This is a genomic window from Mycobacteroides franklinii, from assembly GCF_002013895.1.
Lineage (GTDB): Bacteria > Actinomycetota > Actinomycetes > Mycobacteriales > Mycobacteriaceae > Mycobacterium > Mycobacterium franklinii.
On the sequence record NZ_MAFQ01000006.1, the window covers coordinates 477,181 to 498,306 of the forward strand.

Consider the following 21,126-nt stretch of genomic DNA (forward strand, 5'->3'; position numbering starts at 1 on the left):
CGTGAATGTCCTCTCGGCACAAGGCGCTCAGCGGCGCTGGCGGGCGATCTCCGCGAGCACCACACCTGCGGCCACCGAGGCGTTCAACGATTCAACGGGGCCGGCCATCGGGATCGAGACCACCGCATCGCAGGTCTTGCGGACCAGCTGCGAGAGTCCTTTGCCCTCCGACCCGACGACAACAGCGATATCGCCGGCACCGTCGAGATCGTCGAGCTCGGTGTCGCCGCCGGCGTCAAGCCCGACGATGGTTATCCCCTTGTCCTGCCAATCCTTCAGTGTGCGCGTCAGATTCGTGGCGCGGGCCACTGGAAGACGCGCTGCCGCACCCGCACTGGTACGCCAGGCCACGGCGGTCACCGATGCACTGCGACGCTGCGGAATGACGACGCCGTGCCCGCCGAAGGCGGCCACGGAACGCACGATGGCACCCAGATTGCGCGGATCCGAGATGTTGTCCAGCGCCACCAGAAGCGCGGGCTGCGCTTCCGCGCGGGCGCGGGCCAGCAGATCATCGGGATGCGCGTACTTGTACGGCGGGACCTGCAACGCGAGGCCCTGATGCAATCCGTTGGTGCTCATGCGATCCAGGTCTGGGCGCGGCACCTCCAGGATCGCGATCCCGGCATCGGCGGCAAGAGCCACCGACTCGGTCAGCCGTTCGTCGTTATCTGCGCCGACGGCGACGTACAGCGCGGTCGCCGGCACACCGGTGCGCAGGCATTCCAGCACCGGGTTGCGGCCCAACACCATCTCGGACTCGTCGCCCTGCTTGATCCGGCGCTGCTTGGCGTCCGCGACCTTCCGTTGGACGGCAGCACGTTTGGCTGCGGGGTGCTTGGTGCGCTGCTCCGCCGGGGGCGTGGCCCCCTTGCCCTCCAGGCCACGACGGCGCACGCCGCCGGAACCGACGGTGGGCCCCTTCTTGGTACCGGGCTTACGTATAGCGCCTCGGCGCTGAGAATTACCTGCCATTGCTACTGCTCTTCGTCGCTACTGATAAGGGTCCATTGTGGGCCATCGGCGGTGTCGGTGATCTCCAAACCCGCCCGCTTGAGCCGGTCTCTGATCTCATCGGCCAGTGCCCAATTCTTTTCTGTCCGTGCCGTTTCGCGTCGCTGCAGCTCCGCTGTCACCAACACGTCCACGGCGTTCAGCGCGGCGGACGTCTCATCGCGCGTCTCCCAGCGCTCATTGAGCGGGTCGCACCCGAGAATGGCCATCATGGCGCGGATGCTGGCCGCCGCGGATAGCGCGCCCTCGTGGTCGCCGGCATCCAACGCCCGGTTTCCGTCGGCGCGGGTGGAATGCACCTCGGCAAGCGCAATCGGCACTGACAGGTCGTCGTCCAAGGCCGCGGCGAATCCCGGCGTCCAGGTACCCACTGGCACCTCACCGACGCGGATCCGCACCCTGTGCAGGAAGTCTTCGATACCGCTATATGCCTTCACCGCATCGGCCAGTGCTGTCTCGGAGTATTCGAGCATCGAACGGTAATGCGCGCTACCCAGGTAGTAGCGCAGTTCAACCGCCCGGACACGTTGCAGCACAGCCGGAATGGACAACACGTTGCCCAGCGACTTGCTCATCTTCTCGCCGCCCATGGTGACCCAGCCGTTATGCATCCAGTAGCGGGCGAACCCGTCACCGGCGGCACAGCTCTGCGCAATTTCGTTCTCATGGTGCGGGAAAACCAAATCCATTCCACCGCAGTGGATATCGAAACTGGACCCGAGATAGGTGCGAGCCATGGCCGAGCATTCCAGATGCCACCCCGGGCGGCCTGGTCCCCACGGAGTGGGCCACGACGGCTCACCGGGCTTGGCGCCCTTCCACAGCGTGAAGTCGCGCGGATCGCGCTTTCCGGTGGCCACACCCTCACCCTGGTGGACATCGTCGATCTTGTGCCCGGAAAGTTGCCCGTACTCCGGGTAGCTCAGCACGTCGAAGTAGACGTCGCCGCCGCTGGCGTAGGCGTGCCCGGATTCGATCAGCCGATCGATCAGCTCGACCATCTGGGTGATGTGGCCGGTCGCGCGGGGGGAAACCGACGGCGGCAGCACTCCGAGAGCGTCGTACGCCTCATCGAAGGCACGCTCATACGTCGATGCCCACTCCCACCACGGCCGGCCGGCGTCGGCCGCCTTGTTGAGGATCTTGTCGTCGATATCGGTGACGTTCCGGACGAACAAGACGTCATAGGCGCGGGCGCTGAGCCAGCGGCGCAGCACATCGAAGGCCACACCGCTGCGCACGTGCCCTATATGGGGCAGACCCTGCACCGTTGCCCCGCACAGATAGATGGAGACGGACCCCGGCTGTAGCGGCACGAAGTCACGCACGGCACCCACACGGGTGTCGTACAGCCTAAGCGGAGCGTGACCGGTCACGACCAGCGAGCTTACAGCGCTGTGACGAGCGCCGTTGCCACCGCGGCCAACCCCTCGCCGCGTCCGGTCAGGCCCAAGCCGTCGGTCGTGGTCGCCGACACCGAAACCGGTGCCCCGACAAGGCCCGACAGCAGCTGCTGAGCCTCGGCCCGGCGCGGACCGATCTTCGGCCGATTGCCGATGACCTGCACTGCTGCATTGCCGATCTGGAAACCATTGTTGTGCAGTAGCTCCCGCACGTGGGTCAGCATCTTCGCGCCACTGACACCCGTCCATTCGGGACGGCCCGTGCCGAATACCGCCCCCACGTCGCCCAGCCCGGCCGCCGAAAGCAGGGCATCACAGAGCGCATGCGCGGCGACATCCCCATCCGAGTGCCCTTCACATCCGTTGTCGTCAGGAAACAGCAGCCCGAGCAACCAGCAGGGCTTGCCTTCCTCAATCGGGTGCACATCGGTGCCGATGCCGACCCGAGGCAATGCGGTCATTGGGGATGCCCTTCCCTATTCAGAATCGCCTCGGCCAATGTCATGTCCAGCGCCGTGGTGATCTTGAAGGCCAGCCGGTCACCCTCCACCACATGAACGCGCTCGCCGATTTGCTCCACCAGCGCGGCATCGTCGGTCGCGATATCCCCGGCGGCCGCATAGGCCCGCCTGAGCACGTCGGCCGCGAATCCCTGGGGAGTCTGTACAGCCCGCAGGCTGGCCCGGTCCGGGGTGCCGCTCACCTCGCCGTGCGTATCGATGGATTTGATGGTGTCCGTCACCGGGATCACCGGGATGACCGCGCCGCGGCCTTCGCGCAGTTCTGCAACGATCCGGGCGATCATGTCCGGAGGGGTCAACGGACGCGCGGCATCGTGAACCAGGATCCAGTCTGCCGCATCCACGGCGGCCAGACCGGCTCGTACCGAATCGGTGCGCTCGGCACCGCCTTGCACAATCTTTACCGTCGGGCCTACGAGAGCTGCGGCCTTATCACGCTGATCGGCGCCGACTACAACGATCACCTCGTCGACGGCCCCCGAGCACAGCAGACCGTCGACGCAATGTTCGAGCATTGTCCGGCCGCCGACAGTGACGAAGGCTTTCGGAATATCTGCACCCAGCCGCACACCTAGACCGGCGGCCGGGACTATCGCCGCCGTCCTACGAGGCAGCTGCGAGCACCTCGTCGAGAATGATGTCGGCCCTGGCGGCATTGGTGTTCTCGGCAAGAGCCAGCTCACCAACCAGGATCTGACGAGCCTTGGCCAGCATCCGCTTCTCGCCCGCGGACAGGCCGCGCTCCTGCTCACGACGCCACAAGTCACGCACGACCTCGGCGACCTTCTTCACGTCACCGGAAGCCAGCTTCTCCTGGTTGGCCTTGAATCGGCGGGACCAGTTGGTGGGCTCTTCGGTGTGCGGTGCACGCAGCACCTGAAAGACCGTGTCCAGACCTTCGCGGCCCACCACGTCACGGACGCCGACGTATTCGGCATTCTCTGCAGGCACGCGAACAGTCAAATCGCCCTGGGCTACCTTCAGGACGAGATACTCTTTCTGCTCGCCTTTGATGGTTCGGGTCTCGATCGCTTCAATCAGCGCTGCACCGTGATGTGGATACACAACGGTGTCTCCGACCTTAAATATCATCTTGTTTCGTGCCCCTTTCGATACCCAATTCTAACACGGCGTATCTCGGCGTGCCCACCAACGGTGCAGGTCAGGGGCATTGCAGATGAACCCCCGGGGTTGACAGGGTGACTTTTTCGTGCATCCGGCAACCCTCGCGGACCCTACTCGCGCGCCCATAAACCAGCCCCCACGAGCGGTAATCCAGATCACATCGGTTCTCCGACCGCAGACTGGGACACCGGGCGCGGCCGGATCCGAACGCTCTCCGCGCAGCCGGCCCACCCCGAGTGCCCCGCAGTTTTAGTCAAGGCGAGGGACCTACTACTGTCTATAGGACATATCCGCCGCAGGTGGATTCGGACACGTCCGGAGCCGCTTTCGAATCAGGGAGATGCCTGTGTTTCGCACTCGGTCCCAGCGCAGCACCGCTCGCGTTACGACACTTCTCGGCGCCACTGTTCTCGCCGCTGCCCTGACCGGCTGCGGTGCCGGACAGATCTCGCAGACCGCGAACCAGTCGTCGGCGATCAATGGCGGCAGCGCCAACCTCGGCAAGCTGGCGCTGCGCAACATTCACCTCGTCGGGAACTCGGACCCGGTCAAGCAGCGCGCCGGACAAAAGGCGGAGCTGGTTCTGGTCATCGCGAATGAATCCGCGGATGTCAGTGACAGGCTCACCTCGATCAGCTCGCCGGACGACATCGGCAAGGTGACGCTGAGCGGAGACAGCGACATCCCCGCAACCGGGCGCCTGTTCGTCGGCTCCGCCGAGGGGCAGCAGCCGCCGGTCGAGGCCAAGGCACCCGAGGCCGCCGCTCCGGAAGCCGGCAGCACGGAGACCGCGATCCCCGAGACCAAGGCGCCAGAAGCCAAGCCGCAGGCCTCTTCTGACTCGACGATCACGCACGGCAAGGCGCAGCTTGCGCTGACGAAGGATCTGGCCGATGGCCTGACCTACCGGTTCACCTTCACGTTCGAGAAGGCCGGCGAGGTCACCGTCGCGGTACCCATCGACGCCGGTCCCAGCGCACCCCGCCAGCACACCATCAACGGTGGCGGCCACGAGGGCGGCGAGCACTAACCGAGCACTAACACAGTCGCGTAGCGAGGGCCCGGAACGGCGATCTGCCGTCCCGGGCCTTCGCTTTTTTCGTGCTAGCTTGCGCCCATGAAACGGCTCTTCACCTGCGCGGCGGCTGTGGCCATGATCGGCACGGTACTCAGCGCGCCGATCGCCCACGCGGCACCTCGCACCGTGACGTACCGAGTCTGGGCGGAGTACGGCCCACTGGTCGCGGCAACCCTCGGCTACAACGACGCCAACGGCGCCCGCCAGGGCGCGATCAACCCACAGCTGCCGTGGGGCAAGGACATCACCTGGACCGATGACAGCAAGCATCCGCTCATCAACGTCACCGGCTACAACACCGGCGACGGCCCACGCATCTTCTGCCAGATCCTCATCGACGGACAGGTGGTCGACGAGAACGACCGGGTGGAGCTGGCCACCTGCAGCTACGCCACCGACGGACTGCCACGCCAGCACTGCCTGCGCGGCAATTCCGGCACCAAGGTCGGCACGCGGGACCAAGTGGATGGCGACCCGTGCAGCCGCAATCCGTGACACCCCGCGGTGTGACGATTCGGCCCATTTGCCCACCGGCTCCGTGATAACTTCCGGCCCAAAGCCTGAACCGGGAGGACACCGTGAAGCGAACGTTGGCGGCGGCAACTGCAGCGACCGCGGTCCTTGGCCTGCTCCTTCCCGGGACCGCACAGGCCGCGCCGCCCAAGGTGACCTATCTGGTGTGGGCGGCCGGCAAGACCCCTGACGCCGGGACCATCAGCTATGGCGACTACTCCGGAACGCCACAGGCCCTCAATGACGTCAAGTTGCCCTGGTCGGTGACGGTTGCCTGGCCGTACAAGGACACCGTCAAGCAGGTGACGGCCATCTGGGGGTCGGGCCACATCTACTGCCGGATTTTGGTGGACGGACAGACCGTCCTGTCCAACGACGGCGAGAGGACCGTGAACTGCCAGGACCGCATCGTCCCGCTGCCCTCTGATTAGCGCGCCCGCCAGGTTCAGTGAGACCTCAGACGGCAGCCTGGAACCGGCGCCGCACCATCCGCACCGGGAACGCGATGATGTCTGCAACCGTGGCAATCGGCGACTTCTCAAAGAAGTTGTCCGGGAACGAAAGCCTGAACACTTTCTTGTAGACACTTCCCAGCTGCTTCGCCATCGACGCCTCGTGATAGGCGATGCCGTACTTTTCGCATATCGCGCGAACCTCCACCGCAATCTCCGCATAGCGATACGCGGGGAGGTCGGGGAACAGGTGGTGTTCGATCTGATAGCTCAGGTTGCCCGACAGAATGTCGATGCCCTTCCAACCGGTGAAGTTGGCTGAGCCGAGGATCTGGCGGTAGTACCAGGCGGCGTGGCTCTCGTCCTCGGTCTCTTCGATCGAGAACGTCTGAACCTCTTCAGGGAAGTGACCGCACCAGATCACCGACGACGCCCAGAGGTTGCGGACCAGGTTGGCCGCCATGTTTCCGAGGAAGGTAAACGGCGCGCCCGGACCCGAGAGCAGCGGGAAGATGACGTAGTCCTTGAGCGCCTGCTTGCCGGCCTTCGCGCGGAACCTGGCAAGCCCGTCCTTCATGTCGGACCACGACTTCTCACCCTTGAAGAACTTCTCCGACTCGAGCTCCTGGAGCGCGGTTCCCCACTGGAAGAAGATCTGCAGGGTGGCACAGAAGACGGGGTTGAGCAGCCAGATCGGATGCCACGGCTGCTCCTCGGTCATGCGCATGACGCCGTAACCCTCGGCGTCATGGTCTTTGCCGACGATGTTGGTGAAGGTGTGGTGCACGTAGTTGTGCGTGTACAGCCAGCTGTCGGCGTGAATCGTGTTGTCCCAGTCGAAGTTCTTCGACGTGAGAGCCGGGTCCTGCATCCAGTCGTACTGGCCATGCATGACGTTGTGCCCGATCTCCATGTTGTCGATGATCTTCGACAACGACAGAGCGGCAACGCCGGCAAGCCAGGCCGGCGGGAACCAGCCAGCCCACAGCAGCGCGCGGCCGGCGACCTCGAGCTTCTTCTGCTTGCTCACGATGTCGCGGATGTAGTTGGCGTCCTTTTCGCCGAGGTCGGCGACGATGCGTGCACGCAGGGCGTCCATTTCCTTACCGAACTCTTCGATCTGCTCGGAAGGCAGCTTCTTCAGGTCATTCGGCCTGGCCGGGGGTGCGTAAATGGTCGGCTTCTTCTGGTTCTTCTGCTTGACCGCGGGTGCGAAGGTGGTCATTTTCGGGTCTCCTTCAGGGCTGATAGGGGCTGGCTCGGAATGGATCAGAGGGCAATGACGACGTCGCCGACGGGCTTGTTGATGCAGAGCTTGACGTTGGTGTCGCTGTCGCTACAGAGGTCGCCGTTCAGAACGTTCTGGGTCGTTCCACTGTCCTTCTTGCGGACACACGTGAAGCAAATGCCGATGCGGCAGCCGTACTCCGGCGTCAGGCCCGCGGCCTCAGCCTGCTCGAGGAGCGTTTGGCCGTTGTTCGCGACAGTCAGGTCCGACTCGGAGAAGGTGAGATCACCTTCGGCATCGTCGGTGCCGACGGTGCGTATCGGAGCGGCGAACTGCTCGAGGTGGAGCTTGTCCGAGAGACCTTCGGCATCGAAGATCTCACGGACCGCGTTCATCAGCGGCATCGGGCCACACAGATAGGTCTCGGCTTCCGCGTAGTGACGGTCAGCGGCGACCAGGTGCTCCTTACTGAAGAAGCCCTGGAGATCTCCGTCGGCCGCTTCGGTATATGCCCGAACGATCTTCACGCCTTCGTACTTGGCCTTGATCTCCTCGATTTCAGCCTGGTAGATCACGTCGTCCTTGGTGAACGCGTAGTGCAGGAAGGTGATTTTTCCGATGTACGCCTTGTCCGTGAGCGTGCGCAGCATCGACATCACCGGCGTGATTCCCGAACCACCGCTGATGAACAGGATGCTTCGCGGATGCGGAAGCGGAAGGCAGAACTCGCCTTGCGCGGCCGAGATCTGTACGACCAAACCTGGCTCGGCGTTGGCCAGCAACCACGGCGAAACAAGTCCGTTCGGGTCTACTTTGATGGTGAGTTCGATCCGGCCGTCACGGCGGAACTGCGAATTCGCCGGCGAGTAGCAACGGGTGCGACGGATGCCGTCGATCTCCACCGTGAGCTTGACGAACTGTCCCGCCCGGAAGCCCTTCCAGTTGGCATTGGGACGCAAAGTCAGAGTGACGCTGTCCTTGGTCTTCCGGACGACGTCGGTCACCTCGGCGCGGGTCTCCGCCGTGGACCACAACGGGTCAATCATTTCGAAGTAGCGGTCCACACCGTGTGGAGTTGTGGCCGCCTTGACGAACGAAGAAGTCAGCACCCGACGTGCAAGCCGAGAGGAAGTCAAAGCCTGAAGACTGCGAGACATACTTGCCTCCGTTTCGGTTAACGTTTGTACACTGAATACAGTACGGCAGGGCGTCCTAAGGCACAACCTATGCGACCGTGGCGCTCATAACACTGAGCTATTACCGCATTTCATAGCATCTATCGATGGGTTTAATCAGTGCATTCGCCAGGCTACGGTTCGCCGCGATCGAGTCATACGATTCCCTTAGAATAAGTGCACATTTGTATGTGAACACACTGTGTCAGCAGGAAGCACACCCAGGAGAAACACGCGCCCGGCCCGCAGGACAGCGCGTTTTTGTCGGACCAGACGGCTAACGTCGCGGTGTGGCCAAACCCCGCGCGCAATACCGCTGTTCGGAATGCCAGCACACCACCGCCAAGTGGGTGGGCCGCTGCCCTGATTGCGGCACCTGGGGCAGCGTGAGCGAAACCGCGGTGCTGTCCTCCATCGGCGGACTGGGCGCGGTACGAGCGGTCGCTCCGGCTTCGGCGGCGGTTCCCATCACCAGCATCGCCACCGATGCCACCAAGCACCGGCCCACGGGCGTCTCCGAGCTCGACAGGGTGCTCGGTGGCGGCGTCATCCCGGGTTCGGTCAACTTGCTCGCCGGCGAGCCGGGAGTCGGCAAGTCGACCCTGCTGTTGAAGGTGGTCCATCAATGGGCCGCATCCGGCGGACGGGCCCTCTACATCAGCGGCGAAGAGTCCGCGGCTCAGGTCCGGCTGCGGGCGGAACGCACCGGCTGTGTTCACGACGAGGTATATCTGGCCGCGGAGTCGGACCTGCACAGCGTGCTCGGGCACATCGACGCCGTCAAACCCACACTGGCGATTATCGATTCGGTGCAGACCATGTCCACGACCGACACCGACGGGGTCACCGGCGGGGTCACGCAAGTGCGCGCGGTGACAACCGCACTGACCATGGCGGCCAAGGCGTCGGGGGTGGCGATGGTGTTGGTTGGCCACGTCACCAAGGACGGCGCGATCGCCGGACCACGGTCGCTGGAACACCTCGTCGATGTGGTGCTGCACTTCGAGGGCGACAAGCATTCGGCGCTGCGCATGGTGCGCGGCATCAAGAACCGATTTGGCTCAGCGGATGAAGTCGGATGTTTTGAGTTACGTGACAAGGGAATCGAGTGCGTGTCCGATCCATCCGGACTGTTCCTCGAGCATCGCGAGAAGGCGGCAGCAGGCACGGCGGTGACCGTCACCCTCGACGGGAAACGCCCACTGCTCGGTGAGGTGCAATCCCTCGTCACCACGTCGACCAACCCATCGCCGCGGCGGGCGGTCAGCGGCCTCGATCACGCACGCTCGGCGATGGTCACCGCCGTGCTGGAGCGACACGGGCGACTTCCCTTGGGTAACAACGATATTTACATGGCAACGGTGGGCGGCATGCGCATGACCGACCCCTCGGCGGATTTGGCCGTCCTGATGGCCGTCGCCTCGGCGTACACCGACATAGCCCTGCCCGCCAACATGGTGTTCATCGGCGAGGTGGGACTGGCGGGCGATATCCGGCGCTCTGCCGCCGTGGGCAAGCGCATCTCCGAGGCTGCCCGCCTCGGCTACACACATGCGGTGATTCCACCCGAGGGCGACGATCTACACCCCGCGGGCATGCATCTACTGCGCTGCCCGACGGTAGGCCGGGCCCTCGAGGTGCTCTCGGAAGCACGCCGAGCCGCGCCCGAGCCGCGCCCCAACTTACGCCTGGCGCAACGTTTTACGGACTGATGCCCAATGTCCGCGAGGCACCCTCGCCGTAGTGGGCGTCAGGATCGATGATCACAAAGATGCCCTGCGAACTCGCCACCAGCTGGCCGCCGATCCGCGCGCTCGCCGTGGTGTACAGCTTGCGTCCAACTCGGCCCTCCACGGCGGCTTCCAGATCCACTGTCGCCCCGACGGGAATCGGCTTGCGATAGTCAATCTCCAAATGCGCTGTGACAGCGATCAATTGCGTCACGATGCCCAGAACGCCTTGTAGCTCATCGAAAATCGCGGCCATTACGCCACCGTGGATGACCCCGGGTCCGCCCTCAAGTTCGGGCAGCACCTCGAACTGGCCGGTCACCCTCGCACCGTCACCGGCAAAGAACCGTGTCCCCCAAAGGTCCTCATCGGTTCCCGGATAACTAAACCTACGAGGCCAACCCGGGTTCAACTCGGCGCCCGGAGCGGGAGCCTCCGGGCCGCGGCTGATCGGCTCAAGCCCCTCGGGCAACGTCCACGTCGACATGACCACGTAATCTAACTGCGGCGAATCGAACCGGGAGAGGGAGGTGCGCGATGGACAACGCGGAAGCCAACGCAAGAATGCGGGAAACCCTGGCCCGATTGGCGCCTGGCACACCCCTACGTGACGGCCTGGAGCGCATTCTTCGTGGTCGCACCGGTGCGCTGATTGTCCTCGGCTACGACGACAAGGTCGAGAGCATCTGCGATGGCGGCTTCTCGCTCGATGTCGCATTCGCCCCTACCCGGCTTCGCGAGCTGTCCAAGATGGACGGCGCGGTGGTGCTGTCCACGGACGGATCGCGCATCGTGCGCGCCAATGTGCAGCTGGTGCCCGACCCGTCCATTCCGACCGACGAATCCGGCACCCGGCACCGCTCCGCGGAGCGAACCGCCATCCAGACCGACTATCCCGTTGTGTCGGTGAGCCATTCGATGAATATCGTGAGTGTGTACACCGCCGGGATCCGGCACGTGGTGATGGACTCGGCGACAGTCATGTCACGCGTCAACCAGGCGGTTTCCACACTGGAGCGTTACACGACGCGGCTGGACGAGGTGACCTCGTCGCTGTCGACCGCCGAGATCGAGGATTTCGTGACGCTGCGCGATGTCATGACGGTGGCGCAGCGCTTAGAGCTGGTGCGCCGGATCAGCCAGGACATCGAGCTCGATGTCATCGAGCTCGGCACCGACGGACGGCAACTCAAACTACAGATCAGCGAGCTCGTCGGTGATAACGACACCGAACGTGAGCTGCTGGTCCGGGATTATCACGCCAACCCCGAACCACCGACACAGACGCAGATCGCCTCGACACTCGAGGATTTGGACGCGCTCTCGGACACCGATCTGCTGGACCTGACAGTGTTATCGCGCACGTTCGGCTACCCGTCCACCGTCGAAGCTCAAGACACTGCGATGAGTTCTCGCGGCTACCGGGTCATGACGCACATTCCCCGGCTGCAGTTCGCGCATATCGACAGGCTGGTCAGGGCCTTCGGGTCGCTCCAAGGGCTCCTGGCAGCCAGCGCGACAGACCTGCAGTCAGTGGAGGGTATCGGTGCGATGTGGGCCCGCCACATCCGGGAGGGCCTCTCCCGGCTGGCCGAGTCGACGCTTACCGAACAGACCGGCTAGGCCGGTGGCGCGACCGGCGGCGGCGCGTCCGCGGGCTTCTCGCCGATGATGAACGGCACCGGCGCACTGCGCAGATCACCAAGCTGCACCACCAGCGAGTAGGTCCCCGGCCCGATGGCCGGACGCGGCAGCGGGCAGTTCGGTGCGGAACCCATTCCTGTCCAGGTGACCTCGGTGGTCACCTGCTCACCCGGGTTGAAACTCTTGATCGACGACTCTTGCGACGGGGCGCAGTCCAGGTTGGCCCAGATCCGCTTATTGTCCACGCTGAAAACCGAGGCGGCCAGCACGGCGGCGCCCACGTCTCGCTTGCATTGCACCAGACCGATATTGGTGACCACCATGGTGAACTTGGGCTGCTCACCGGCCAGGTAGCTGGCCTTGTCGGTGGAGGCCTTCACCGCAAGTGTCGCGTCCGGGCAGTCGTCGCCGGGATTCAACGCCACCGGGGGCACCAACTCGGGCTTGGCTATTGGCGGCCCATCATGCGTGGGAGCGTCCGCGGGCTTGTCGGCAGGCTTGTTGATTTCGTTGGGCGGCAGGATGACCGGCTTACCGGCGGGGGCTGCCGTTTCGGCAGGCTTGTCGGCGGCCTTCGTATCGGCTCCAGCACTGCCACCGACCAGCGCGAAGATCACCGCCGCGACGATGGCGACCACGACCACCGCCACGCCGATCGCGAGGGCGCGGCGCCGCCAATAGATCTCAGAAGGCAGCGGGCCTGAGGGGTGCATGTCCATCACGATTCAACGGTAAGCGCAGGTCACCACAGGATGGCCGACCTCGCTCGGCGTGTCGGCGAGCTACACAGACTTCACAGTGCTATTTGGGTGGCGATTTGGGAGGGTAATCGGGCGCCACTGGCGGGCGGTTAGTTCACGCAGGGGACGCCGCTACTGCTGCCGACCACCGGCTTACCCGAGTCCGGCGGCGCGTAGTCACCGGACGATCCCGAGCTCGACAAGCTCGCCATGGAACTTGCGGTGCCGCTGTCTTCGGCGCTCATGACATCGCTTGGCGCGGAGTACCCGGTGCCCAACATGACCCGAATTCGTCCGGGCGCCAATGTCGGATCCGCACTGGGCTCCGCCTCGATACCCAACATGCTGGACATCGCCTTGGCGTCTGCATCGGCACCGGCGCCGTAATCAATGGCGGTGCCGGTGGATTCGCCGCTCAGCGGATCCCGCACGTCGCCCCTGGTGTAACCGCGGCTAACCAGCGCGGACGAGATCGTCGACGCCAGGCCGGACGTCGAGGTGGCATTCACCACGTCGACGGTGCTGGTGGGCGTCCCCGTGGCGGACACCGGCGCCGAATCCTCGCCCTTGAATGCGGCGGCTACCTTGGCGCGAATCGCGACCGGATCGACGATGTTCACGTCTGCACCGTTGATGTTGTCGTATCGCACCACCGGCAGCGTCTGGAAGTTCACGTTGCCATCGGCGATCTGCCCGAGGCGCTGGAACTGCTTCTCGGTCCAACCCTTGGACAGCACCACGTCCTTGTGGACGACGTTCATCAAACCGTTCAGTTTGGTGATGTCGGTGAGGGTGCCCGCGTTGCGAAGCTGCTGCATCACCGAGATCAGGAACGCCTGCTGACGATGGGTCCGGTCCAGGTCACCGTTTTCCAGACCGTGACGTTGACGCACGAACGCCAATGCCTGGGAGGCGTTGAGGGACTGCTCTCCGGCCGGGAAATTGGCGCCCGAGTAGCTGTCGTAGACGGCACTGTTCAGGCAGACGGTGATGCCACCGAGTTCGGAGGCCAGATCGTAGAAGCCGACCAGATTGACCTCGGCGAAGTAGTCTATGGGTTGACCGGTCAGCCGGTGGACGGCGTTGAGGGTAGCGCGGCGGCCGGCCTCGCGGCTCTGCTGCTCCAGCGTCGCCTGATCGGTGATGCCCTCGTTGACGAGCTTGTCCGCCTCGTTGGCCTTCGTCAGGCCATAGGCCTCTTTGATCTTGATGTGCTTGTAGCCGGGGATGCCGTCGGCGGGTACCCAGTCGTCGCGGGGGATCGAGAATGCCGTGACCTTGTTGTCGGCGCCCACGTGCACCAGGATCAGTGTGTTCGTGTTGTATCCGCCGGCGTCCGAATCACCCGCGTGGAGCTGATTCAGGACCGCCCTGGGGAGGTCGTTTCCGTCCTGGTCTTTCCGGGAGTCCAGACCGATCAGCAGCATGTTCATGGAGCCGTCGTTCGACTTGCCACCCTCGGCCTCGGCACCAGAAGTGGGCACATGGCTGAACGCCTTATAGAAGACCTGCCAGCCGGCGCCCGTTACCACCAAGCTGCCGCAGGCCAGCAGTGCGAAGATGACGCGGCCCGCCACGGTTTTGTTAAGTGACCAGCGCTTATTCGATTTAGGTAGTGCGTGCTTTGGCCGCCTGCGACCAGCGTCGCGGCTCATCCGTCGCCACCCCCGAGTGGCAGCAACATATACACCGAACTACCCATCCCTCCCCCAGAGAAATCTGCAATCCGTCTAATTCTCCCATTACCGGCACCGGGATGCCATGTGATGTTTGCCGAATGCATCGTGAACTGGGGTTTTGCGTTGCTACTCGCCGATATCGCCGACGTGGCCGTGCAGCACGACGCGTCCGTCGGCCAGTTTGTAAGTCAGATACACCAGCGCGAGCTTGTTGGCCTTGACCGCATCGGCCACCACCTGCGAGCGCTGCAACAGCTTGATCCCCGTCTCTTCGACATGACGGGCCTCGAACTCATCAATGCGCGACAACCCGTCCTTACGGCCGCCCAGGATCGAAGGCATCACCCGCACCACCAAGTCCCGGATGTACCCATCCGGCACTTCTCCGGTGTCCAGGGCCGCCACCGTGGCGCCCACCGCACCACAGGAGTCATGCCCCAAGATCGCAATCAACGGCACACCCAAGACCGCGACCGCATACTCGATCGAACCCAGCACCGCCGAGTCGATCACCTGACCGGCCGTACGCACAATGAACATGTCACCCAGGCCCTGATCGAAAATGATCTCCGCGGCCACCCGGCTATCGGAGCAACCGAACAACAACACATTGGGGTTCTGACCACTGGCCAACTCGGCCCGACGCGCAACCCCCTGGCTCGGATGCTGCGGAAAACCACCCACAAAACGCTGGTTACCCTCTTTGAGTGCCTTCCAGGCGGACCTCGGATCAGCTGTCATACCCGTCATTGTGCCCTGACGAACTTTTGGGCTGGTTTGATGTCGCCGAGCGGGACCTGCCGTGGCGACACCCCGAGGCGACACCGTGGCACATTCTGATTAGCGAGGTAATGCTGCAGCAAACCCCGGTATCCAGGGTGGAGCCGGTGTGGCGCGAATGGGTGGCGCGCTGGCCCGTTCCGTCCGCGATGGCGAAAACCTCTGTGGCAGAAGTATTGCGAGCGTGGGGAAAGCTCGGCTATCCGCGCCGCGCTATGCGTTTGCATGAGTGCGCAACGGTGCTGGCCCGCGACTACGGCGACGAGGTACCCGATGACGTGGAGACACTCCTGACGCTCCCCGGCGTCGGTGCGTATACGGCCCGCGCCATCGCTTGCTTCGGGTATGGACAGCGAGTTCCGGTGGTGGACACCAATGTTCGCCGCGTCATCGCACGAGTGGTGCACGGCGTCGCCGACTCGGCGCCGTCGGCGCGGGACCTGCGCGACGCCGAGGAACTGCTGCCGGCGGACAACGGCGCGAGGTTCTCCGCGGCTCTCATGGAGTTGGGCGCCCTGGTATGTACTGCCCGTGCGCCGCAATGCCCGGTATGCCCGCTGAGCTCATGCACATGGCACGAGGCCGGACATCCTCAACTGGACGCCCCGGCGCGGCCGGTGCAGAAGTACGCCGGAACAGATCGTCAGGTGCGCGGCCGATTGTTAGATGTTTTGCGCGGCAGCAGCATCCCGGTGACGCGGGCACAGCTCGACGTGGTGTGGCTCTCCGATATCGCGCAGCGAGATCGAGCGTTGGACTCGTTGTTGGTCGACGGATTGGTGGAGCAGACGGCAGACGGCCGGTTCGCACTTGCCGGTGAGGGCGGCTAGCCCGCGGCCATCGCGAAGGTCCGGCGGTAGTCGGTGGGTGTGATGCCCACCCCTCGCCGGAAGTGATGGCGCAGCAGAATCGCAGTGCCAAAACCGCTGCGCGCCGCCACGGTATCGATATCCAGCTCCGTTTCCTCCAGCAGGCGGCGGGCCAGTAGCACCCGCTGGTCGATGATCCAGCGCATGGGCGTCACACCGGTCTGGTCGGTGAACTTGCGCGCAAATGTGCGGGTCGACATGTGAACCCGCGCGGCAAGATCCGCCACCGTGTGGGCCTGGTCGATGTTTTCGACCAGCCAATCGAACAACCCGCCAAAGCCGATGGCATCCACATCCGGGACCGGCTGCGGAATGAACTGACGCTGGCCACCGGCGCGCTGGGGCGGCACCACCATGCGCCGAGCGATCTTGTTGGTGATTTCGCTGCCCAACTCGCGGCGCACCAAATGCAGACAGGCATCTATGCCCGCGGCGGTTCCCGCGCTGGTGATGAGGTCACCGTCGTCGACGAACAGCACGTCGCGGTCCACCGTCGCCGTCGGGTACCTACGGGCCAGCTCTTCGGTGTACATCCAATGCGTGGTGCACCGGCGGCCGTCAAGCAGCCCTGCCGCGCCCGCGATGAAGGCACCCGAGCAGACCGTGAGGATGGTCGCTCCCCGCTCCGACGCGGCCCGCACCGCATCAAGCGCCTCCGGCGGGTACTCCTTGGTGAACGGCCGCGCCGGAAGTGCCACCAAGTCGGCATCGGCCAGCCCGTCGAGGCCGTGTTCTGGAATCAATGCCGCCCCGACCGTGGTCCGCAAGGGCACGCCTGGTTCCACCCCACAGACCCGGAAGTCGAAGTTGGGAACGCCGTCGCGGGTGCGATCCAACCCGAAGACCTCACAGAGGACGCCGAACTCGAACACGGCCACCCGGTCCAGGACCAGCGCAGCCACCGAATGCAACATGGCTGAATATTATCGAAGGTCGTCAATTCCGCCACTGTTGGCGCGATATTTATCTGAACACAATTAACGCCATGGCCATCTTCGCCGCCACCCTCGTCTTGCTATCTCCGTTCGCACTGACAATCACGCTCAGCTGGATCGCCCGCCGACACAAGACCTTCCGAATCCACCTCGACCAGTTCCGGGTCGCTGCGCCGCTGGGTGGCACCTTCGCCGATGACCGCGATCCGCAGCGGCAGCTGCGCGAGATGGAAGTCATCCGGTCGCGCCACTTACGGCTACCGCCGGGGACGTGAGCCCCGTTCTTGAACCGGTGTGGTCTGCGGCGCGGGAGGCAATTCCGGGGGCGGCAAGGTGTCCGTGTGGTCCGCCGCCGCCACCACCGCCGCGGTACCCGGCAGCGCCGGCGCAGATCGCGCCGGACCGTTGAAACCGAAGGCCGACAACATGTTCCCGAAGGTCTTGCGCCGCCACGACGAAATGTTCGGCTCACGCACGCCCGTGAACTCTTCGAGAAACCGCAATACCGAGGTGTGGTCGAAGGGCTCGCTGGCCACCCATCCACCGACCGACCACGGCGATATCACGATCGCCGGTACCCGGAATCCACCGCCTATCGGCGCACCCTTGATCCACTCCCCCGCAGTGCCTGCCGGCGAAGTCGGCGGCACCACATGGTCGAACAACCCGTCGTTCTCGTCGTAATTGAGGATGAACACCGTCTTGGCCCAGACCTCGGGGTTGGCCGCGACCGCGTCGATCTTGCTCGCGATATATGCCGCACCATCGGCCGGCCGATACGCGGGATGCTCGCTGGCAGTGCTGGTCATGACGAGCCAGGACACCGCAGGCAGCGTGCCGGCCCGCGCGTCATCCTCGAACTGTGTCGCGCTCACGGGCGCTATCCCCTTGTCGTACAAGGGCTCTCCGGGTGCACTCTGCTGAAAACGGCGGAACAGCTTCAACACATTGCAGCCGCCGAAGTCGTCCTCCTCGGCGTACACCCGCCAACTCACGCCGGCGGCCTCGAGGCGTTCGGCGTAGGTGGTCCAGCGGTATCCGCCGGGCACCGGGGTGTTCCAGGTGATGGGTCCGCCGTGCGTGGCATCGGGATCGATGGTTCCGGTCATCCACATCATCCGGTTGGGCCAGGTCGGCCCCAACACCGAGGAGTGAAAGTTGTCGCACACGGTGAACGCCTCGGCAAGTGCGAAGTGAAAGGGAATGTCCGCACGTTCGTAATAGCCCATCACATACGGGTAGTGCTCGCCGTCGGCCTTCCGGTGGGCGGCCATCCAGTTGTCCATTTTTCCGTGGTTCCACGAGTCATGCTGCACCGACCAGGCGTGGCTGGTGGTCGGGATCTGCTGCACGCTGTTCACCGACGTGTCCAGGTGGAAAGGCAGCAGATAGCCGTCGGGGTTCTGCGCATCGGGCTGATGGAAGACCGACTTCCCGGTCGAAAGGGTGATCGCGGTCGGGTCATCGAAGCCCCGAACACCGGACAGAGTGCCGAAGTAGTGGTCGAAAGACCGGTTCTCCATCATCAGCACCACGACGTGTTCGACGTCCTTGAGTGAGCCCGCCCTGGGTGCGGGCTGGGCCAGGGCCCGCTGGACGTTTGAGGGCATGAGCGAAACAGCTGCGCTGAACGCGGCGGCGCCTGCCGCCGAGGTGAGGAGGCGGCGACGGGTTAGCGGGCTCATGGCTTCAGGCTACGACCGTCCCTCCTGCCACACCCGTCGCCGCGAGGAAGTCAGACACGGCACTGCGGTAAAGGTTCGGTGAATCGTCGTGCATCAAATGTCCCGACCCCGCGATCTTGAAATACGTTGTTCGCTGCCCCATTTCGGCCATCTTCTGCATCTGCCCGGGCGGCGTCACCGTATCGTCGGCCTCCAGCAGCAGGGCCGGACATCGAACAGCCCGCCACTGGTCCCAAAAGTCGCGAGTCCCCCATTCGGCAGCCGTGGAAATCCATTTGTCGATGGGGCCGTGCAGTCGCCAACCATCGTCGCCGTGGTCGAATGCCTCCCGAAAGTATTGGCCCGCAATCTCTCCGAAGCGCACGGTGAACTCCTCGACCGAGGTGAACACTTCCGGCCACGAGTACAGCCACGGCTCCCACGGGCCGGTCGTCCCGCCCACGAAATCGGGCGCCATATCCTCCACCACCAGGGCGGATACCAGCTCGGGGTACTGCGCGGCCAGGCACCAGGAATGCAGCCCGCCCATGGAGTGCCCGATGAGCACCACCGGAGCGCCTACGGACCGCACCGAATCGGCCAGCACGTCCACATACCGTTCCGTCGAAACGGGTTGTGAATCAAGGACATCACGGCCCCGATGCCACGGCGCGTCGTGGGTGTAGACCCGGCCCAGCTGGCGCAGCCACGGGAGCTGCCGGATCCAGGTGCTGCCCCGGCCCATGAGGCCGTGCACCAGCACCAGCGCCGGGCCGTCGGCGCGCCCGCCGTGATCGGTGATGTGGTCGCCGTGCATGCCACCCATGATGCCTGCCTCCATCATTTCGCCCGACCGGTAGCCTTGTGCCATGTCCGTGGTGAAGATCAACGCAATCGAGATCCCCGAGGGTGCCGGTCCGGAGCTGGAGAAGCGGTTCGCTCACCGCGCCGGTGCCGTAGAGAACCAGCCCGGATTCCTGGGCTTTCAGCTGCTTCGCCCCGTGAAGGGCGAGGACCGCTACTTCGTGGTCACGCAGTGGGAGTCCGAGGAGGCCTTCCAGGCCTGGGCCACCGGTCCGGCGGTCGAAGCACATGCCGGACAGCAGGCCAAGCCCGTGGCCAAGGGCGCCCACCTGTTGGAGTTCGAGGTTGTGCTCGACGTGACCGGGGCCGCCGCCAAGGCGTGAACGAGGGTTCGCTAAGCGCGCGGATGACGCGCGCCGTTTCCGTATGCACGGTGGTCGCGGTGGCCTTGTCACTGGGCAGCACCGTGGGGTGCGGTATCAAGCTGCGCCAAGTGCCGCACGGGGACGTGGATACCAGCACGCCACCCGGGCTGCGGTCGCAACAGCTGATCGACATGCTGAACTCGAACTGGCCCATCGGCAAGCAGGGTGTGGCGACGTTGGCCACCGCCAACAAGGTCGACGACTACACCGAGATCATGACCAAGCTGTGGGTCGACCGTCCGTACAAGGTCAGCTCGGTGGATCTCGGGGCGAACAGCTCCACCGTCCACCTGATCGCGCCCTACGGCGCCAATGTGGACATCGGGCTGCGCACCAACGACAAGGGCGATGTCGACAGGCTGGTTCCGTACCAACAGCCGCCGACCATCGCCGGGTGGTCCGACGTCGACGCCGCGCTGTCGGCCTCCGGGGGCCGGTACTCCTACCGGGCCTCCAAGATCGTCAATGGACAGTGCCAGCAGATCGCCGGCACCAACACAACCCAATCCATGCCGCTCGCTTCGGTTTTCAAGCTCTACGTGCTGCTAGCCACCGGAACCGCCATCAACGCGGGCACCCTCACATGGGATGACCAACTCACCGTCACCGATCGCGGCAAGGCACTCGGAAGCTCGATGGACAAGCTTCGGACGGGCTCGACGGTCTCGGTGCGGACCGCCGCCCAAAAGATGATCTCGGTGAGCGACAACATGGGCACCGACATGCTGATCAACCGCCTCGGTCGGCACGCGATCGAAAAGGCGCTGGCCGACGCCGGCCATCATGACCCGGCATCGATGACTCCCTTCCCGACCATGCACGAGCTGTTCAACATCGGCTGGGGCATACCGGACGTCCGTCAGCAGTGGAAGGACGCCGCCACCCCCGAGCAGCGCGGCCGGATGCTCGCCGAGGCCGATACCCACGACTACAAGCTGGACCCGGAGCGGACCACCACGCCCGCATCGAAGTACGGCATCGAGTGGTACGGCAGCGCCGAGGACATCTGCCGTGTGCACGCGGCGCTGCAAAAGGTCGCCGTGGGCCCGGCAGCGCCGGTCCGCGACATCCTCGCGGCAGAACCCGGTATCGATCTGCACAGCGAAAACTGGCGCTACATCGGCGCCAAGGGCGGCAACCTCCCGGGCGACCTGACGTTCAGCTGGTACGCCGAAGATCGCAATCGCCAGCCGTATGTGGTGAGTTTCCAACTGAATTGGGATCGCGCCTTCGGCCCCGGCGCGGCCGGGTGGGTTATCGGCCTGGCCAAGGGTGTCTTCAAGAAGCTGGGATGAGCGCTCGCGCGAAGACCATCAACAGCGGATGAGCGGCCAACGCCTCCCGCCG

At 64.5% G+C, this 21,126-nt stretch carries 23 protein-coding genes; 9 read left to right on the plus strand and 14 right to left on the minus strand.

Annotated features, from left to right (window positions below):
• Nucleotides 1-27: 27 nt before the first annotated feature.
• From rlmB to B4393_RS12175, 5 genes are read right to left on the minus strand one after another with little or no spacing between them, the layout of a single operon-like run.
• On the minus strand, nucleotides 28-975 hold the full coding sequence (gene rlmB, locus B4393_RS12155; RefSeq protein ID WP_078281889.1) for a 23S rRNA (guanosine(2251)-2'-O)-methyltransferase RlmB: 948 nt from the start codon (nucleotides 973-975) through the stop codon (nucleotides 28-30).
• Nucleotides 976-977: 2 nt separating this feature from the next.
• Entirely contained in the window at nucleotides 978-2,390 is a 1,413-nt protein-coding gene (gene cysS / locus B4393_RS12160; protein ID WP_078334341.1) for a cysteine--tRNA ligase, read from the minus strand.
• 11 nt (nucleotides 2,391-2,401) lie between these two features.
• Nucleotides 2,402-2,878 carry a 2-C-methyl-D-erythritol 2,4-cyclodiphosphate synthase gene (gene ispF, locus B4393_RS12165; RefSeq protein WP_078334342.1) on the minus strand — a complete coding sequence of 159 codons (477 nt, stop codon included), beginning with the start codon at nucleotides 2,876-2,878 and terminating at the stop codon, nucleotides 2,402-2,404.
• Nucleotides 2,875-3,594, minus strand: coding sequence for a 2-C-methyl-D-erythritol 4-phosphate cytidylyltransferase (gene ispD, locus B4393_RS12170; RefSeq protein ID WP_078334343.1), 720 nt, complete (start codon nucleotides 3,592-3,594; stop codon nucleotides 2,875-2,877). Before ispD ends, ispF begins: the two co-directional genes overlap by 4 nt.
• Nucleotides 3,542-4,030, minus strand: coding sequence for a CarD family transcriptional regulator (locus tag B4393_RS12175; RefSeq protein WP_070937249.1), 489 nt, complete (start codon nucleotides 4,028-4,030; stop codon nucleotides 3,542-3,544). Before B4393_RS12175 ends, ispD begins: the two co-directional genes overlap by 53 nt.
• A gap of 379 nt (nucleotides 4,031-4,409) precedes the next feature.
• Here B4393_RS12175 and B4393_RS12180 point away from each other — a divergent pair, with 379 nt between their 5' ends.
• The 3 genes from B4393_RS12180 (at nucleotide 4,410) to B4393_RS12190 (ending at nucleotide 6,085) form a co-directional block, all read left to right on the plus strand.
• Nucleotides 4,410-5,093: a hypothetical protein gene (locus tag B4393_RS12180; protein WP_078334471.1), complete on the plus strand. Its 684-nt coding sequence runs from the start codon at nucleotides 4,410-4,412 to the stop codon at nucleotides 5,091-5,093.
• 87 nt (nucleotides 5,094-5,180) lie between these two features.
• Nucleotides 5,181-5,636 (plus strand): MmpS family transport accessory protein, encoded by a 456-nt coding sequence (locus tag B4393_RS12185; protein WP_078334344.1) that lies wholly within the window; start codon nucleotides 5,181-5,183, stop codon nucleotides 5,634-5,636.
• An 83-nt stretch (nucleotides 5,637-5,719) separates the two neighbouring features.
• Nucleotides 5,720-6,085 carry an MmpS family transport accessory protein gene (locus B4393_RS12190; RefSeq protein WP_078334345.1) on the plus strand — a complete coding sequence of 122 codons (366 nt, stop codon included), beginning with the start codon at nucleotides 5,720-5,722 and terminating at the stop codon, nucleotides 6,083-6,085.
• Between the two features lie 25 nt (nucleotides 6,086-6,110).
• Here the strand turns inward: B4393_RS12190 and B4393_RS12195 are convergent, their stop codons facing one another.
• Nucleotides 6,111-7,205 (minus strand): fatty acid desaturase family protein, encoded by a 1,095-nt coding sequence (locus tag B4393_RS12195; RefSeq protein ID WP_236743159.1) that lies wholly within the window; start codon nucleotides 7,203-7,205, stop codon nucleotides 6,111-6,113.
• A gap of 170 nt (nucleotides 7,206-7,375) precedes the next feature.
• Nucleotides 7,376-8,491 (minus strand): ferredoxin reductase, encoded by a 1,116-nt coding sequence (locus B4393_RS12200; RefSeq protein WP_078334347.1) that lies wholly within the window; start codon nucleotides 8,489-8,491, stop codon nucleotides 7,376-7,378.
• 308 nt (nucleotides 8,492-8,799) lie between these two features.
• Here B4393_RS12200 and radA point away from each other — a divergent pair, with 308 nt between their 5' ends.
• Complete coding sequence (gene radA, locus B4393_RS12205) at nucleotides 8,800-10,221, plus strand: DNA repair protein RadA (RefSeq protein WP_078334348.1); 1,422 nt, start codon at nucleotides 8,800-8,802, stop codon at nucleotides 10,219-10,221.
• On the opposite strand, the gene B4393_RS12210 is transcribed toward radA, so the two are convergent.
• Complete coding sequence (locus B4393_RS12210; RefSeq protein WP_109558657.1) at nucleotides 10,211-10,726, minus strand: PaaI family thioesterase; 516 nt, start codon at nucleotides 10,724-10,726, stop codon at nucleotides 10,211-10,213. The two genes, radA and B4393_RS12210, sit on opposite strands and share 11 nt — an antisense overlap.
• Nucleotides 10,727-10,776: 50 nt before the next feature.
• On the opposite strand from B4393_RS12210, the gene disA reads away from it, so the two are divergent.
• A complete protein-coding gene (disA, locus tag B4393_RS12215) occupies nucleotides 10,777-11,862 on the plus strand; it encodes a DNA integrity scanning diadenylate cyclase DisA (RefSeq protein WP_078334349.1) in 1,086 nt (361 codons plus the stop codon).
• Here the strand turns inward: disA and B4393_RS12220 are convergent.
• The 3 genes from B4393_RS12220 to B4393_RS12230 form a co-directional block, all read right to left on the minus strand.
• Entirely contained in the window at nucleotides 11,859-12,602 is a 744-nt protein-coding gene (locus B4393_RS12220) for a hypothetical protein (RefSeq protein ID WP_078334350.1), read from the minus strand. The genes disA and B4393_RS12220 overlap by 4 nt on opposite strands.
• Before the next feature lie 131 nt (nucleotides 12,603-12,733).
• Nucleotides 12,734-14,278: an LCP family protein gene (locus B4393_RS12225; protein ID WP_078334351.1), complete on the minus strand. Its 1,545-nt coding sequence runs from the start codon at nucleotides 14,276-14,278 to the stop codon at nucleotides 12,734-12,736.
• Between the two features lie 150 nt (nucleotides 14,279-14,428).
• Complete coding sequence (locus tag B4393_RS12230; RefSeq protein ID WP_078334352.1) at nucleotides 14,429-15,043, minus strand: carbonic anhydrase; 615 nt, start codon at nucleotides 15,041-15,043, stop codon at nucleotides 14,429-14,431.
• A gap of 26 nt (nucleotides 15,044-15,069) precedes the next feature.
• On the opposite strand from B4393_RS12230, the gene B4393_RS12235 reads away from it, so the two are divergent.
• Nucleotides 15,070-15,912, plus strand: coding sequence for an HhH-GPD family protein (locus B4393_RS12235; RefSeq protein WP_109558688.1), 843 nt, complete (start codon nucleotides 15,070-15,072; stop codon nucleotides 15,910-15,912).
• Here the strand turns inward: B4393_RS12235 and B4393_RS12240 are convergent.
• A complete protein-coding gene (locus B4393_RS12240) occupies nucleotides 15,909-16,865 on the minus strand; it encodes a helix-turn-helix domain-containing protein (RefSeq protein WP_078334353.1) in 957 nt (318 codons plus the stop codon). The genes B4393_RS12235 and B4393_RS12240 overlap by 4 nt on opposite strands.
• Before the next feature lie 71 nt (nucleotides 16,866-16,936).
• Between B4393_RS12240 and B4393_RS12245 the strand changes: the two genes are divergently transcribed.
• A complete protein-coding gene (locus B4393_RS12245) occupies nucleotides 16,937-17,161 on the plus strand; it encodes a hypothetical protein (RefSeq protein ID WP_078334354.1) in 225 nt (74 codons plus the stop codon).
• Here B4393_RS12245 and B4393_RS12250 read toward each other — a convergent pair.
• Nucleotides 17,144-18,571 carry an alkaline phosphatase family protein gene (locus B4393_RS12250; RefSeq protein ID WP_078334355.1) on the minus strand — a complete coding sequence of 476 codons (1,428 nt, stop codon included), beginning with the start codon at nucleotides 18,569-18,571 and terminating at the stop codon, nucleotides 17,144-17,146. The two genes, B4393_RS12245 and B4393_RS12250, sit on opposite strands and share 18 nt — an antisense overlap.
• Before the next feature lie 4 nt (nucleotides 18,572-18,575).
• Nucleotides 18,576-19,367, minus strand: coding sequence for an alpha/beta fold hydrolase (locus tag B4393_RS12255; protein WP_078334474.1), 792 nt, complete (start codon nucleotides 19,365-19,367; stop codon nucleotides 18,576-18,578).
• Between the two features lie 52 nt (nucleotides 19,368-19,419).
• Between B4393_RS12255 and mhuD the strand changes: the two genes are divergently transcribed.
• Entirely contained in the window at nucleotides 19,420-19,737 is a 318-nt protein-coding gene (mhuD, locus tag B4393_RS12260; protein WP_046252406.1) for a mycobilin-forming heme oxygenase MhuD, read from the plus strand.
• Between the two features lie 23 nt (nucleotides 19,738-19,760).
• A complete protein-coding gene (locus tag B4393_RS12265) occupies nucleotides 19,761-21,074 on the plus strand; it encodes a serine hydrolase (protein ID WP_078334356.1) in 1,314 nt (437 codons plus the stop codon).
• The last annotated feature ends 52 nt before the right edge of the window (nucleotides 21,075-21,126 follow it).